15 protein-coding genes and 1 other annotated feature are annotated in these 15,634 nt (G+C 38.1%); of the genes, 10 read left to right on the top strand and 5 right to left on the bottom strand.

Annotated elements, in window-relative coordinates:
- Window positions 1-5 precede the first annotated feature (5 nt).
- Together MOZ64_RS02775 and MOZ64_RS02770 are read left to right on the top strand one after the other, a co-directional pair.
- Window positions 6-419, top strand: a complete 414-nt coding sequence (locus MOZ64_RS02775) for a DUF4430 domain-containing protein (protein ID WP_128519873.1) — start codon at window positions 6-8, stop codon at window positions 417-419.
- A complete protein-coding gene (locus MOZ64_RS02770; protein ID WP_128519872.1) occupies window positions 403-909 on the top strand; it encodes a hypothetical protein in 507 nt (168 codons plus the stop codon). Before MOZ64_RS02775 ends, MOZ64_RS02770 begins: the two co-directional genes overlap by 17 nt.
- A 164-nt stretch (window positions 910-1,073) precedes the next feature.
- Here MOZ64_RS02770 and MOZ64_RS02765 read toward each other — a convergent pair whose 3' ends face one another.
- From MOZ64_RS02765 to metF, 3 genes are read right to left on the bottom strand one after another with little or no spacing between them, the layout of a single operon-like run.
- Window positions 1,074-3,461 (bottom strand): homocysteine S-methyltransferase family protein, encoded by a 2,388-nt coding sequence (locus MOZ64_RS02765; RefSeq protein WP_320325095.1) that lies wholly within the window; start codon window positions 3,459-3,461, stop codon window positions 1,074-1,076.
- On the bottom strand, window positions 3,458-4,108 hold the full coding sequence (locus MOZ64_RS02760; RefSeq protein WP_320325094.1) for a vitamin B12 dependent-methionine synthase activation domain-containing protein: 651 nt from the start codon (window positions 4,106-4,108) through the stop codon (window positions 3,458-3,460). Before MOZ64_RS02760 ends, MOZ64_RS02765 begins: the two co-directional genes overlap by 4 nt.
- Complete coding sequence (gene metF / locus MOZ64_RS02755; RefSeq protein WP_320325093.1) at window positions 4,089-4,970, bottom strand: methylenetetrahydrofolate reductase [NAD(P)H]; 882 nt, start codon at window positions 4,968-4,970, stop codon at window positions 4,089-4,091. Before metF ends, MOZ64_RS02760 begins: the two co-directional genes overlap by 20 nt.
- Before the next feature lie 143 nt (window positions 4,971-5,113).
- Window positions 5,114-5,316 (top strand) — a binding site (T-box leader).
- Window positions 5,317-5,351: 35 nt separating this feature from the next.
- Here metF and tyrS point away from each other — a divergent pair.
- Window positions 5,352-6,584 (top strand): tyrosine--tRNA ligase, encoded by a 1,233-nt coding sequence (gene tyrS, locus MOZ64_RS02750; protein WP_128519868.1) that lies wholly within the window; start codon window positions 5,352-5,354, stop codon window positions 6,582-6,584.
- Here tyrS and mnmL read toward each other — a convergent pair.
- Window positions 6,563-7,513, bottom strand: a complete 951-nt coding sequence (gene mnmL / locus MOZ64_RS02745; protein WP_320325092.1) for a tRNA modification radical SAM protein MnmL/YtqA — start codon at window positions 7,511-7,513, stop codon at window positions 6,563-6,565. The two genes, tyrS and mnmL, sit on opposite strands and share 22 nt — an antisense overlap.
- A gap of 237 nt (window positions 7,514-7,750) precedes the next feature.
- Between mnmL and hpf the strand changes: the two genes are divergently transcribed.
- Window positions 7,751-8,278 (top strand): ribosome hibernation-promoting factor, HPF/YfiA family, encoded by a 528-nt coding sequence (hpf, locus tag MOZ64_RS02740; protein ID WP_128519865.1) that lies wholly within the window; start codon window positions 7,751-7,753, stop codon window positions 8,276-8,278.
- A gap of 37 nt (window positions 8,279-8,315) precedes the next feature.
- On the opposite strand, the gene MOZ64_RS02735 is transcribed toward hpf, so the two are convergent.
- Window positions 8,316-9,551, bottom strand: a complete 1,236-nt coding sequence (locus MOZ64_RS02735) for a PucR family transcriptional regulator (RefSeq protein ID WP_320325091.1) — start codon at window positions 9,549-9,551, stop codon at window positions 8,316-8,318.
- Window positions 9,552-9,677: 126 nt separating this feature from the next.
- Between MOZ64_RS02735 and MOZ64_RS02730 the strand changes: the two genes are divergently transcribed.
- The 6 genes from MOZ64_RS02730 to cmk all read left to right on the top strand — a co-directional run bounded on the left by MOZ64_RS02730 (window position 9,678) and on the right by cmk (window position 15,621).
- Entirely contained in the window at window positions 9,678-11,609 is a 1,932-nt protein-coding gene (locus tag MOZ64_RS02730; protein ID WP_320325090.1) for an oxidoreductase, read from the top strand.
- A 272-nt stretch (window positions 11,610-11,881) separates the two neighbouring features.
- On the top strand, window positions 11,882-12,442 hold the full coding sequence (efp, locus tag MOZ64_RS02725; RefSeq protein WP_320325089.1) for an elongation factor P: 561 nt from the start codon (window positions 11,882-11,884) through the stop codon (window positions 12,440-12,442).
- Window positions 12,443-12,511: 69 nt separating this feature from the next.
- Complete coding sequence (locus MOZ64_RS02720) at window positions 12,512-13,114, top strand: VanZ family protein (protein WP_320325088.1); 603 nt, start codon at window positions 12,512-12,514, stop codon at window positions 13,112-13,114.
- The gene (locus MOZ64_RS02715; protein WP_320325087.1) at window positions 13,111-13,980 is read left to right on the top strand and encodes a DegV family protein; all 870 of its coding nucleotides are present in this window, start codon (window positions 13,111-13,113) and stop codon (window positions 13,978-13,980) included. The genes MOZ64_RS02720 and MOZ64_RS02715 overlap by 4 nt, the downstream gene beginning before the upstream one ends.
- A gap of 80 nt (window positions 13,981-14,060) precedes the next feature.
- Window positions 14,061-14,960 (top strand): hypothetical protein, encoded by a 900-nt coding sequence (locus MOZ64_RS02710; protein WP_320325086.1) that lies wholly within the window; start codon window positions 14,061-14,063, stop codon window positions 14,958-14,960.
- Between the two features lies 1 nt (window position 14,961).
- A complete protein-coding gene (gene cmk / locus MOZ64_RS02705) occupies window positions 14,962-15,621 on the top strand; it encodes a (d)CMP kinase (RefSeq protein WP_320325085.1) in 660 nt (219 codons plus the stop codon).
- The last annotated feature ends 13 nt before the right edge of the window (window positions 15,622-15,634 follow it).

Below are 15,634 nucleotides of genomic sequence, written 5' to 3'. Positions count from 1 at the left end.
ATAGAATGAAACGTAAAAAAATAATTGGTCTTATTATTGCGTTAGTCGTTATCGCCGCTGTCTTCTTTGGTATCTACAAAGCCAATCAACCAACCACAATGGTGGGTTCCAAAGAATATACGGTAACGGTTGTGGATGATAAAGGAAACAAAAAGACATATGAAGCATCTACAGATAAGAAATATCTAGGAGCGGCCTTGAAGGAATTGGATAAAAATTCCGATGAATTCTCCATCAAAGGAACCAAGAGTGAATACGGAACGTATATCACCACGGTCAATGGCTTAAAAGCTGATTATAATAAAGATAAGGCTTATTGGTCTATTTATGTCAATGGTAAATATGGTCAAAATGGTGTGGATTCCCAAACCGTAAAGAAGAACGATAAATTCCGTCTTGTTTATGAAAAAGGCAACTAATTGGGATACACATACATTGGTTTTGATGGCATTGCTGACCGCTATCTTAGAAACTTCCAAGATGGCGATGGCAGCCATTCCGAATGTAGAGCCTGTAACCTTGTTGTTGATTGTTTACACGCTTTATTTTGGATGGAAGACATTATTGATCGTAGCGGTCTACATTCTTCTAGAAACAATGATTTGGGGCTTTAATGTATGGGTCTTTATGTACCTCTACATTTGGCCCTTTCTTGTTTTTTTGGTCATGAAACTCAAACGCTGGGATTCTACCATTACGTTTAGTATCCTTGCCGCCGCTTTTGGCCTGTTCTTTGGCGCCATGTGTGCACTTGTCTATTTCTTTATTGGTGGTTTCAATATGATGATTTCTTGGTGGATCAGCGGCATTCCTTTCGATATTCTTCATGGCATCAGCAATTTTTGGATGGTCTTCTTATTGTATAAGCCTGTCTGTAAAGTCATGGATCATTTTTTAATCAAACAATAAAAAAGGATATATTAAATAATAGCGGGGTTGACCCCCCCCACCTTTAAATTCCTGACGGGGTTGATTACCTCGCCAAGTTTAAATATGATTTTGGATCATACCTCGCTATAATTTAAAGCACCTAAAAAAGCAGAAACGAGCGTAAAACTCATTTCTGCCTTTTATTATCCAAAGAGAGAATTGGCATAACGGACACTTTCCATGGCATCTTTACCATAATAATCTGCACCAATCGCATCCGCATATTCTTGGGTCATGACAGCACCACCCACCATGACTTTGGTATCGGGTTTCTTTTCATGAAGCAATTGGATGGTTTGTTCCATGCTGACAACCGTTGTTGTCATTAAAGCACTTAAACCAACCAAAGAAATGTTTTCTTTAATCGCTGTATCAACAATGACTTCCGGGTCTACATCTTTACCAAGATCAATGACTTGATAGCCATAATTTTCCAACATGACTTTCACAATGTTTTTGCCAATATCATGAATATCGCCTTTGACCGTTGCCAAAATAATTCGTCCCTTAATTTTTTGCGGGGTATCCACCATCGATTGCTTGATGACTTCAAACGCGGCTTTTGCGGCATCCGCACTCATCAACAACTGTGGCAAAAAGATGGTTTTCTTTTCAAATCCTTGTCCCACAATATCCAAGGCCGGAATCAATTCTTGATCAATGATATCCAATCCATTTTTAGTTTGGATTTCTTTTTCACATAAGATTTTGGCTTGTTCAACCAAACCATGTTGAACCGCACTGGATAACGTTTCTTCAACATTCTGTTTTGTTTTTTTAGCCGAATGGATCGTTTCTATCTTTTCATCCGGGACATCTGCATAGGTAGAAATATAATCCATACATTGTGGATCCATATTTGATAGGGCACAACTCGCACGATACGCACGCATCATACTTTCATTGCCCGGATTGATAATGGCACAAGATAGACCGTTGTTGATGGCCATGGTCAAAAAATGCGAGTTGATGATTTCGCGATGTGGTAAACCAAATGAAATATTGGAAACACCTAAAATACTATGACAATGCAGTTGTTCCGTGATCATACGAATCGTATCTAAGGTAATTTTGGCACTGGCCGTATTGGAAGAAATGGTCATAGCCAACGCATCCAATACGATATCCTTTTTTTCGATTCCATAAGTAGCTGCTGTATTTACAATTTTTTGTGCTACTTCATATCGATCCTGTGCTGTTTCGGGAATGCCTTGTTCATCCAAACATAAACCAACGATTACACCGCCATATTTTTTCACCAAAGGAAAAATTACATCCATGTTTTCTTGCTTTCCATTCACAGAATTGATCATTGGCTTGCCATTATATAAACGTAAAGCCTTTTCTAAAGCAATCGGATCCGACGTATCAATTTGTAGAGGAAGGGAAGTAATGCTTTGAAGATTGGTCATGACTTCACACATCATTCTGGGTTCATCAATATCGGGAAGACCCACATTGACATCCAAGACCATAGCGCCATCTTCTTCTTGTTTTAAGCCAACGCCTAAAATGTAGTTGATATCATGATCACGTAAAGCCTGTTTAAAACGTTTCTTTCCGGTTGGATTGATACGTTCACCAATGATAACTGGTTTCGGTCCAATTTCTACGACTTGCGAACCCGAAGAAATCACACTGCGATTTTTCTTTGTGTTTGTTTGGAATGGTTTCTGTTTGACCATATGGATCATGCGTTCAATATATTCTGGAGTCGTACCACAACAACCACCCATAACTTGTACACCCATATCGGCAATTTCGGCCATCGTTGAAGCAAACATTTCCGCTTTTAGATCATAGACGGTACGACCATGAATCTGCGATGGTAAGCCTGCATTGGGATTCACAATGATAGGTAAAGAAGAAGCATCAATTAAACGTTGAATGACACCTTTCATTTGAATAGGGCCTACCCCGCAATTGACGCCTAGGGCATCCACGCCTAAACCTTCTAACATGGCAACCATGGATTCAACGGTTGCACCGGTCATCAACGTTCCACTTTCATCATAGGTGTTGGTGATACATACAGGAAGATCACAATTTTCTTTGGCTGCCAATACAGCGGCTTTGGATTCATAGCTATCATTCATTGTTTCAATCAAAACCAAATCGGCTCCGGCTTGTGCCCCGGCTTGAATGACTTCACCAAAAATAGAGACAGCTTCTTCAAACGCAAGATCACCCATGGGTGCTAATAATTTACCCGTAGGACCAATATCTAAAGCAACAAAGGCATCGGGATTGATTGCATCACGTGCTGCTTTCGCAATTTCTACGGCTTTTTTGGCAATCCTTTGCGTATCCTTTCCAAATTTGATTCGATTCAATCCAAATGTGTTTGTGTTGATGATGGTTGAACCGGCTTTTAAATACGCTTCCATATACGATTGGACTTCATCGGGATGGGTCAAATTCCATGTTTCTGGTAGTTCGCCGCTTGCCAGTCCCATAGCTTGCAGCATCGTACCCGTCGCTCCATCACAAAAGAGCCATTCTTTTCCTAAACGATCCAAAAATGTTTTCATTGTGTATTCCTCCTAAACGAACAATTGGTTTTCTCACAGACTTCACAGCCAGCCAAGATACAAGGTTCTTCTTTGGTTGAACAACCAATCAATGCAGTTACAGATTTCGATGGCATCATCAATAAGGTATCGGTCAGCGTTATACCAGTTGTATGAGGTAAATCTAATAATTGGCTGAATTGGGTTTGAAAACTTAAATCAAAATCGCCATATCCAGGTGAAAATCGAGGGCGACAATAATAGCCTTGACCTAACATGGTTTCTTTGATTTCTTGATTGACCGTATCGGCCCAGGCTTCTGCATAGGCAGCTCCAATGGCTTGGTAAATCGCAACTTCTACCATATGGGAAATTTCTGCTCGCCGAATCAATTGATCAATGGCAGGACCAATGGTCACGCCCATTAGACACACTTTGTCACATCCAGCTAAATTTCGATACAAACTTTTCGATTGGATATGCATGGTTTCAATAACTAATGTGTCTTCTTGAAAAATAAGCGGGAAGACACGGACGCTTTTTCTTGGCGTGGAACGGTGAATGACGTTTTTTTTGCAACGTTCGATCAACGTATTGATTTGTTTATCGGGTTGGATTTTTTGATAGCCAAGATATCGTTGGATTTCACTATTCTTTAATTCGATCATAATCAATAATAGAAGACAAATTCTGAATGATACCAGCAGCAATATCGGGACGATTCATAGAATATACATGGATATGATTGATTCCATTGGAAATCAAATCAATAATTTGTTCGGAAGCATAAATGATACCTGCTTGTTTCATGGTTTCTTCACTATCGCCAAAACGATCGACCATACGACGGAATTTATGTGGGATGGTTGCACCACTCAAAGCCACACTGCGAGCAACTTGGCGCTTTTTCGTAATAGGCATGATACCCGCTAACACGGGAACGGTAATACCGGCTTCACGAATCTTAAACATAAAATTGTAGAAAGTATCATTATCAAAAAACATTTGCGTTGTTAAAAAATCCAAACCAGCATCCACTTTTTCTTTTAAATGTTGAATGTCTTCGGATTGTCTTTCACATTCCACATGACCTTCTGGATAACAAGCGCCGCCAATGCATAGGTTGGGATTGATTGCTTTGATATCACGAATCAAGTCAATCGCATGGGTATAATCGGAACTCACTTTACCGTCTTTTGGTAGGTCGCCACGTAAAGCCATGATACTGTCAATGCCTAAATCTTCATAGGTATGGATGACGGATGCCACTTGTTCTTTTGTCGAAGACACACAAGTTAAGTGAGCGAGTACAGGGGTAGATGTCTTATTTTGGATATCTGCCGCTAAGTGGGCGGTGTTTTTATTATTGGTGCCACCAGCTCCATAGGTTACCGACATGAAGTTTGGATGCAAATCCGCAATTTGACGGGCTGCTTTTTCTACTTCATCAAAATTGGTTTCTTTTTTGGGAGGGAAGACCTCAAAAGAAATGGTTACTTTATTATTATTTAAAATATCAATGATCGACATATATTTCCTTCTTTCTATTTTCCTATTATACGATGAAATAACGTTTAAAAAGAATATTAAATTTTTTTAGATGTTTCATATATAAAATCTATACCGAAATAGAAAAGTGTTTGCGTTTGTGAGAATGAATATGTTATGATGCAACCAAGGCAAAGAACAAGACAAGGCATAGAAAGGATAGTTTAGAGAACAGTTGGTTGGTGAAAAACTGTCTATCGGCTATGGAATACAGCTTGGGAGCTGCTTGTATATCCTGCATTAAAGGATGAACTGGAAACAGTCACGAAGGTCTAAAGAGTGATCTTTAGATAAATTAGGGTGGTAACACGAACATTTCGTCCCTTGGATGATATGTTCTTTTTTTATGAGAAGGAGACAGACATGGAACTTTTTGAAGAATTAGAATGGCGTGGCTTGATTGATAATGTCACAAGTCCTGAAGTTAAAGATGTCATCAACAATGAAAAGGTGACATTCTATATTGGTACCGATCCAACAGCCGATAGTTTGCATATTGGTCATTATTCAAGCTTATTAATGGCAAAACGTTTGCAGCAACATGGCCATCATCCCATTATGTTAGTGGGTGGTGCGACAGGTTTTATTGGGGATCCAAAAGCAACCGGCGAGCGACAAATGTTGACCCCGGAAGTTCTAAAGCACAACTTTGATGCCCTCCATGATCAGATTCAAAAATTGTTTGGTTTTGAGATGGTCAATAACTTGGATTGGACCAAAGATGTTACAATCATTGATTTTTTACGTGATTATGGAAAACTATTCAATATCACCTATATGTTGAATAAAGAAACCGTTAAAAAACGTTTGGAATCGGGTATTTCTTATACGGAATTCTCGTATATGATCTTGCAGTCATTAGACTTCTATACATTATACAAAACGAAGAATTGTACCTTACAGATTGGTGGACAAGATCAATGGGGCAATATTACATCCGGTTTGGAATTGATTCGTAAAAAATGCGGAGCCGATGCCAAAGCGTATGGTTTGACAATGCCTTTGATCACCAAAGCCGATGGAACGAAGTTTGGTAAGAGTGAAACGGGAACGGTTTGGTTGGATCCAGAAAAAACCAGTCCATATGATTTATACCAATTCTTGTTTAATACGGAAGATGCCAAGGTTATTGAATATTTAAAGAAATTGACCTTCCTTACCAAAGAAGAAATTGATGCCTTAGAAGTATCCTTAAAAGAAGCACCTCATAAACGAGAAGCACAAAAAGCCTTAGCCAGTGAAGTTGTCCGTGATCTGCATGGTCAAGAAGCTTTGGATTCGGCATTAAAGATTACCAATGCTTTATTCCGAGGAAAATTGGCGGATTTGGATACATCCGAACGTCATGATGCAGTCAAGAATATGGAAAAAACATCTTGTCCAGATAACCAAATCTTAGAAGATGTTTTGGTCAATACACATATTGCTTCTTCCAAACGAGAAGCACGTGAATGGATCAAAGGAAATTCCATCAGTGTCAATGGTGTCAAAGTACAAGATGTGCATGCCATCATTTCTTCGAAAGATGCCTATGTGGATGGTTGTGTGATCATTCGCCGAGGAAAGAAACGTTACTATTGCTTGGAACTACAATAATATTTACCTTGATAAGTATCCAAACGGGCCATTCGTTTATCAATTTCATTGAGAACGATGGTCTTTTTTATTGTCCAAGTGGGCAGGATCAATTCATCGGCTAAGCCATCACCTGTTAATCGTTCAATGATCATATCGGGTGGTAAGACTTCCAATTGCGATACTACAATATCTACATAGTCTTCTAAAGAAAGAATCGGAAAGGGATGGATTTCATATTCTTTGGCTAATTGGGTTCCTTTTAATAGATGTAACATATGGATCTTGATCGCATCGGGATGATGAGCAGCAACGGCTGTGGCACTGTCAATCATATCTTCTTTGGATTCACCAGGTAACGAATTCATTAAATGGACACATGTTTTGATGGGTGTATGCCGAATCTTTGCTAGTTGATCCCAGACAATTTGTGTACCATGACAACGATTGAGATGTTTCATAGTTTTTTCATGAATGGTTTGTAAGCCCAATTCGATCCAGACTTCTTTTTTTGAAGCTTGTTTAGCGAGATAATCCAGTACATCGGGTTCCAAACAGTCGGCTCGTGTGGCGACGGCTACACCTGTCACCGTCGGATCATTAAAAAATGGATCATAGATGGATCGTAAAACATCCAATGGTGCATACGTATTGGAAAAGGATTGGAAATAGGCAAAACCTAAACAATGGGGCCATTTTTGTCGCATGCGCTCTAGACCCGTTTGGTATTGAATCGAAAGAGTATCTTGAAAATGAAGAATACTGTCTCCAGAACCCAAAGCCGAACAAAACGTACAACCACCCATTCCTTTTGTACCATCTCGATTGGGACAGGTAAATCCTGCATTTAAGGGAACTTTGGCTACTTTATGTCGATAGGCATGTTTAAAGTAATAATTCATCGTTTGGTAACGCTTATTGTCATCGGAATAGGGATACGGATTGTTCATGATGTCCTCCTTTTATTGCTCTTTATATGGATGATTGGATCCAATAACAGATAAGACCATAAGTTTTTAGCTATTCCACTATAGCAACTATGATGGAATGAATCTAGTACGAAATAAAAAGATGAAAGATGCAAGGGTTTAACGTTGGATTAAGCTTGGGAAGCTAGAATGTAGTCATACCCAATGAAATATGGTATACTTTTTATAGAAACAATAACAACTTTGGGAGGTGTTATTATGAAAGTTAATATTGTGGGAAAAAACGTGAAGGTTACACCGGCTATTGCCGAAAAGGTCAACAAAAAGCTGGATCACTTGACGAAGTATTTCTTGATCGACGATAACGTCACTGCCAAAGTGTTGATTCGGACCTATCCGGTTGGCCAGAAAATCGAGGTCACGATTCCAACAAAATATGCAATATTACGTGCTGAAGTTGTAGATGATGATTTGTATGCTGCCATTGATTTAGCCATTGACAAACTAGAAGATCAGATTCGTCGTCAAAAAACACGTCTGCAAAGAAAGAATCGATTATCTTTAGCAGAGGCATTCCTTGATGAAGAAGAATCTGCAGGAGATGATATTGATGAAGTTGTCAAAACAAAATCCATTGAACCGCAAGAAATGAGCTTGGATGAAGCCATCATGAAAATGGAATTGTTAGGACATGATTTCTTCATTTATACCGATGATGAAACAGAAAAGATAGCGGTTGTCTATAAACGTAAAGATGGCGATTATGGATTGATTGAAACGGAGTAGAGGAATTTTTCCTCTACTTCTTTTTTTTTGAAACTTTCTAAGAATCCGGGTCATAGATGCTGCTATCCTGAACTTGCATCAGTTGATCGATCAAACGGGAATGATAAATTAGATCCAATATTTTAACATCACTGCTGTTTTTATGGATGATTTCTTCAATCGTGGATAAACGATATAACAAAGTATTTCTATGAATTCCCAATTCTTGTGCGGCTTTTGATACCTTGGATCCAGTTAAAAAATAGGTAATACAAGTTTGTAGGAGTTGTGTGTGATTAACCGTATCATATGTTTTTAATAAATGATATTCGTTACATATCAAAGAAGGCCATTCTTTTGATGGATAATGTGCGATCATATCATAATATTCATATTGATAAAATGGATACAGGATTTCATTTTTATGGATCAATACACCAAGTTCTCGAGCACGTAGGGCTTGATGAAAATATACTTTGAGCTCGGATAAATCATAAAAGGTTCGACTGATTCCGATTTTTACTGGAAAGTCGATCAGAAGTTGTTGAATTTGTTTTATGTACGTGTTTTTTATATTTTCATCATTAAAATTAAGCACGGTCAAAATCTGATCTGCATAGATAAAAGAAGTGACATCTTGTGCAATCTTATTGATTTCATTGCTTAAATAAATATAGTGGCTTTTATCCGTTGGACAAATGATGGATAACACTTGAAAATAACTTTTAAAATCCCATTGAAATTGAAGAATCTCATTTTCAATCTCTAATTTATTGTTTTCGTTGATATGCAATAAGTTCAAATAAAAGTATTCTCTACGTGAATTGTAAATGGAATCGTTCGTTGTTTTGTTGGCAAGCAGAGGGCTCAAGACCTTGCATACCAAATTTGATTTTTGTATATCGATGTCTTCCAGTTTATGATTGATCTCAAAAATAATAATATAGCCATATACAACATCATTTTTAGCTATCCGACCTAAGATCCGTGGAATGTTCTTTCCTAGATTTGTTTTATATAAAAAGGATTTGTTTTGAGAAAACAATCGTTTGGATGCAGAATCTTCTCGAAAGGAAAGAATGGATTCTTTTGAACAGCAATGATACTTTTTCGCATAATTCCAGACATCGTCATTAAAATCGGTATCGGTGCTCATGGCAATCACTTTAAAATAGGTATTTGTGATCATGATGGGATTATCAAATATCTTTTTTTGAATATTTTCAATCAAAGAAGAAAAACTTAAATCGGCAGTCACCATATCAAATAAGGCAATCTTTTCTTTTTCGAGCATAGAATTTTATTCCTTTCGTTTGTGCAAATTGCACAAATATTATAGAACAATTCGTTTGTTTTAACATGTGAAAAAAATAACAAGAATATTAAAATAGGTATAGTTCAATCAACAGGAGGTATAAAAATGAATTTTGACAAATTATTTGAACCCGGTCAAATTGGTTCTTTACAGTTGAAAAACCGTTTTGTGATGGGAGCCATGGGTGTTGGTTTTGCTGAATTGGGTGGTACCCCGACTGCACGAACAAAAGCCTATTATGAAGCACGTGCCAAAGGGGGATATGGTTTGATCATCACTGAGGTCACACGTGTACAAGATAGTGAATTTTGTACACCATTTGAGCCTTCGTTAGGTGATGATAAGCATATTGCAGCTTGGAAGGAAGTCACCGATGCGATCCATCAGCAGGGAGCTTGTGTATTTCCACAATTGCATCAACCAGGAAGACAATATACAAAAACCATATTAGGACATGAAGTATCTGCCCCTTCTCCATTAGCTTGTCCAATCTTTGATGAAGTGCCCCATGAACTCACGACAGAAGAAGTTTGGGATAATATCCATATGTTTGGTGATGCTGCTTTGCGAGCAAAAAAAGCAGGCTTTGATGGTGTGGAAGTTCATGCTGGCCATGGCTATTTAGTCCAGCAATTTTTATCTCAATTTACCAATCGACGATTTGATGAATTTGGTGGTAGTTTAGAAAACCGTGCTCGTTTTGCGTGTGAAATCTGCAAGGATGTCAAACGCAAATGTGGAGACGACTATCCTGTCATCATAAAATTGTCGGGTGAAGAAAAAGTACCTGGAGGAATGACGATTTCCGATACCAAGATCTTTGCGAAATATTTCGAGGAAGCTGGATATGATGCCATCGAAGTGACAATTTGTACCTATGCATCTTTGGATTGGATGTCCGCACCAGAAGATGAACCGATGGGATTTAATGCAAACAATGCCAAAGCCATTCGTGAAAGTGTACATATTCCGGTGATTGCGATTGATCGTATCAATACCCCAGAAATTGCCGAAGATATCTTGGAAACAGGCAAAGCCGATTTTGTATCCATCTCCAGACAATCTTTAGCTGACCCTGAATTTCCGAATAAAACGAAGGAGGGAAGAATATCTGAAATTTCTCCTTGTATCAACTGTTTACAATCTTGTATGGGATATATGACGGATCCCAATCATTTACAAGCTTGTTGTTTGGTCAATCCACGTGTAGGACATGAAGCAGAATATACATTTGATCCAGTGGATCATCCGAAAAATGTGGTTGTGGTTGGTTCTGGTCCAGCTGGCTTGTATACAGCCTATGTTGCCAGCAAAAAAGGACATCAAGTGAAGGTCATTGAAGCACAAGAAAAATTGGGTGGTCAATTCCGCATTGCCGCATTGCCACCAGCTAAATCTTTATTGGCCAATCCATTGCGTTTCTGGATCCAAGAAGGAAAGAAACAAGGCGTTGAATATATGACCAATACCACAGCTACAAAAGAATTGATTGCCGATTTACATCCTGATGCGGTTGTGTTAGCGACAGGTGCAAAACAGTCAAAACCACCAATTGAAGGCATTGATGGTGAACATGTCTTTATGGCCAATGATGTCATTGAGGGTAAAGTTCGTGTCGGTCACAATGTATTGATCGTCGGTGGTGGTTTGGTTGGATTGGAATGTGCCGATTTCTTAAGAGAGCGGGCCGGTCGTCATAGTACCATCATCGATCAGATTCCTACCATCAATTATGGTGTATTAGGTGTGGGCACACACTTAAAAGCACGTCTTGATTCCAATGATACCGCCTATATTTTAGGAGCTACCATTAAAAAGTTCACAAAGGATGGCCTTGTCTATGAACAGGATCATAAAGAAAAAGAAGCGACTGGCTTTGATAGTATCATCATTGCGATGGGATCCAAATCCTATAATCCACTGGAAGCCGAGATAAAAGATCTATGTCCAGAAGTTTATGTGATTGGTGATGCTTCACAAGCTGGACAAGCCAACAAGGCAACCGAAGAAGCGGCAGCTGTAGCATTCCGCCTATGATTCTTTAAGTATATTTTATTTATTTCTAGTGTAAGTGTTTACATTTTTTAAAAAATAATGTATTATGTGAATGGATAAAGTTTGAGATCAGGCTCAATCTCAAATGCTCACATGCGACGCATCCTTCCTTAACGTATGTGGGATATTTATTCATATCGATTCCTTTCGGTATTGTAAAAGACGTCTTTGGACGTCTTTTACTTTGCATGAAAGGTTTGAGTTGACAAATAAAACGTATTTTATACAATGGAAAAGGTTAAGGAGAAAAGAATATGATTAGTTCAAATGATTTGAAACCCGGACAAACAATTGCGGTAGATAATGACATTTATGTTGTATTAGATACATCTCAAAACAAAACAGCTCGTAGTGCAATGGTCGTTAAGGCAAAGGTACGTAATTTACGTACTGGCAGCAATGTTGAATTATCTTGGGGTGGTGGCGAAAAGGTACAACCAGCCGAAATCGAAAAGCGCGAGATGCAATATTTATATGATACAGAAGATTCTTTGGTCTTCATGGACAATGAAACCTATGATCAAATTGAAATTCCAAAGGATCGTTTAACTTGGGAGCGTCAATTCATGAAACCAGAAGATATCGTCAATATCACAAGTTATGAAGGGGAGATCTTAGGGGTTCAATTACCAGATAAAGTAACCTTACAAGTTGTGGAAGCTGAACCTGCTGTCAAAGGTGATACAGCTACATCTGCATTGAAAAATGCGGTTTTGGAAACAGGCTTACAAGTAAAAGTGCCTTTGTTTATCAATCAAGATGAAATGATCGTCATCAATACATCAGATGGTAAGTATTCGGGTCGTGCAAAATAATTGAGGTCATGCATGACCTCTTTTTTTTTGATGTAAATAATGATAAGATAGCACCACGGGGGATATAGAATGCAAATTTTTAGTAATGTTCTTACCAATGTTTTGGCAAGTTTATACCAAGAATTTTTCAGTGCATTGGTATTTGCTTTTTTATTTATGTTTTTATATATGTTTGCTCAACAAAACGGGGGATTCAAACGAGCAATTAAGATTTTCTTAACCAATTTTCAAAAACATAAAAGTTATCGGTATGTTTTCTATTTTGCTTTTTATTGTGCTATGATCTTATTCCGTACCTTATTATGTCGACAATTATGGGTCGATCCATTGAATAATGTATTGGGTATTTGGAGCTTGTATGATAGTGAAGGTCATATCCAAACAGAAGGTATTGAAAACTTTATTTTGTTTATTCCATTTACGATTTTATATTTTTGGATGATCTCCCAAATGAAAGAATATAAGGCTCGTTGGATCTTAGTTCATTCCATCACATATTCTTTTTTGTTTTCTATATGTATTGAATTTTTACAGCTATTATTGAAATTGGGCTCATTTCAGTTATCTGATATCTTCTATAACACTTTAGGTGGTTTCGTTGGTGGAATTATTTATGTATGTGCACATAAAAAAAGTGATCATGAAAATAAAGAAGGGAAAGAAGAAGTATGAAAGTTCGCGTTGTAACCGAAAGTGGCGGCTGTTTGACACAGGAACAAGGAAAACAATATGATATTGATATTTTGCCTATGCAAATATACATAGGGGACAAAACCTATGATGATGGTATCGATATCACGACAGAAGGCTTATTTGATATCATGGATACGGGAGCGTATGCGATGACAAGTCAGCCAAAACCAGCTCGTGCCCGCGCTTTATTTGAACAATATGTCAAAGATGGTGTCACGGATGTTGTTGCTGTTCATATGTCACCAGGACTATCTGGGACTCGTGCTTTGGTTGAATCCACAGGACGTGAATATGGTATAAAAGTACATACGATGGATACCTATACAACATTAGCGGTTGAGGGATATTGGGCGAAAGCTGCCAGAGAGCTTGTTGAAAAAGGGGTAGATCCTGATGAGATCGTGCGTCGTTTAAATGTTTCCATCGAAAAATCCAAAGGATATTTAGAACCCTATGATCTGAATCATTTAGCTAAGGGTGGTCGTTTGACACCGTTTGCAGCGAAATTTGCGGGTATGCTGCAAATCAAACCGATTTGTGAAGTTTCGTATCGCACCCAAGGAAAAGTAGGAATGCGAGCGAAAGTTCGAACGATGACAAAATCGGTCAAGACAGCTGTTAAGTTTTGTTGCGAAGATGTGGATGATCCGGATAAGTATGTTTTCTTTTTGATGGATTCACGCAATCCTGAAGGAAAAGAAGTGGCTCGACAAGAGTTGAAAAAGTATTTTCCAACGGCCGTTTGGCAAGAAGATGTTTTATCACCAGTCATCAATGCACATGCGGGAATGAAATCGGTTGCGATGCAATATGCACCAATCGTAGAAGGAACGACTGTTCGCTAGAAGCCTTGAAAAAAGGCTTTTTTCCTTTATATATAGTTATTTTTTTCGTATAATTAATAGGATGAAATCGGGAGGTCATTATGGCTAAATATTCAAGAATGAAACGTTATCAAGGATTGCGGGAATCGTTAGATCGTGAAACGACACAAACGCAACAACCTTCGACAAATAAAAATTTAGAACGATTGAGTCGTGTTGCTTCGGCCAATCAAACCTTATCGCATGCAGATCAACCACAAAGAAAAAGAGAAGAAAATTTGCATACGGTCACACAAGAATTACCAACCAGTCCAGTGATGGATCATTTGTTTGATGAGGTCAAACAATACAATATTGAAAATGGCAATACGGTATCGGATGATACCCAAATCAATATCTTAAAACAATTGGATGGTACGCAAGCCATGCATCGAAATGAACATTTTATGCCCATGGAGCAACAAGAAGAAGAGCTGGGATCGACCATGGAACTACCTATTTCAAAGATTCAGGAAAAGGTCGATGAAAAACCAAAACAAAATACAGTTGACTATGAAGATGGTACCGATATTTTACCTATGCGTGATGAGCCATTGCCTGTACATCCTGTGGTAGATACACCAATCGAAGAACCCAAACCAGAAACCGTCAAAGAAACAACCAAAGAAAAGATCGTATTGACACATGATGATTTTGATTTTGATGATGACGATCTAGATAGTTCAGATGCTTATGAAGAGGATGAAGAAACCATTACCCGTCCAGAAGAAGTTTCAGATTCTGTTGCGGTTGAGGAAAAACCGATAGAAAAGCCAAAACAAAAGCCAAAGAAAGCTAAAAAGAAGAAAAAGGCCAAGAAACAAATGCCGGTTAAGGAGCCAAAACCAAAAGCGAAAAATCGTACCGGTGCGATCTTGAATGTAGTATTGATTATTCTTGTTATTTTGTTGGCGATTGCCATTGGAGCAACCTATATGATGATGAAAAATTTAGGTGCTTAACATGGATCAAAAAATAAATATTGCGATTGATGGAACCAGTGGTGTAGGAAAAAGTACAATTGCTGATATTGTTGCTGAAAAACTACATATGATTCATTTGGATACGGGTGCTATGTATCGTTGTGTTGCTTATTACTTGGTTTCACATCAAGTGGATATCCACGATCCAGATGCTCTCAATCAGGCTTTAGCTGACATTCATATTCGTTTTGATCACAAAAAAGTGTATTTAAATGATATGGATGTTTCGAAGGCGATTCGTACCAATGAAATTTCCATGGCAACTTCGAAAGTGGCTGCTTTAGAACCCGTTCGTAAAAAAATGGTTGCCTTACAACAAGAAATAGCCAAAGAAAAAGGATATATTTTGGATGGTCGTGACATTTGTACCGTGGTATTACCAGATGCCGAAGTGAAAATTTTTATGTCAGCCAGTCCATCTGCTCGTGCAGATCGTCGATATAAAGAATATAGAAGTCAAGGCATTGATGCCAATTATGATGAGATCTTACATGATATTGAACAAAGAGATTATCAAGATAGCCATCGAACCATTGGTCCACTGAAAAAAGCAGACGATGCAACGGAAATTGATACTTCACAGATGAATATTCAACAAGTTGTTGAAGCAATCTTACAATTGATACCAATCGATAAATAGAAAGGAGATTCGC

Source organism: Absicoccus intestinalis (assembly GCF_033971885.1).
Lineage (GTDB): Bacteria > Bacillota_I > Bacilli_A > Erysipelotrichales > Erysipelotrichaceae > Absicoccus > Absicoccus intestinalis.
Note: the sequence above shows the minus strand (reverse complement) of the source record. Positions and strands in the feature narration are given on the sequence as shown.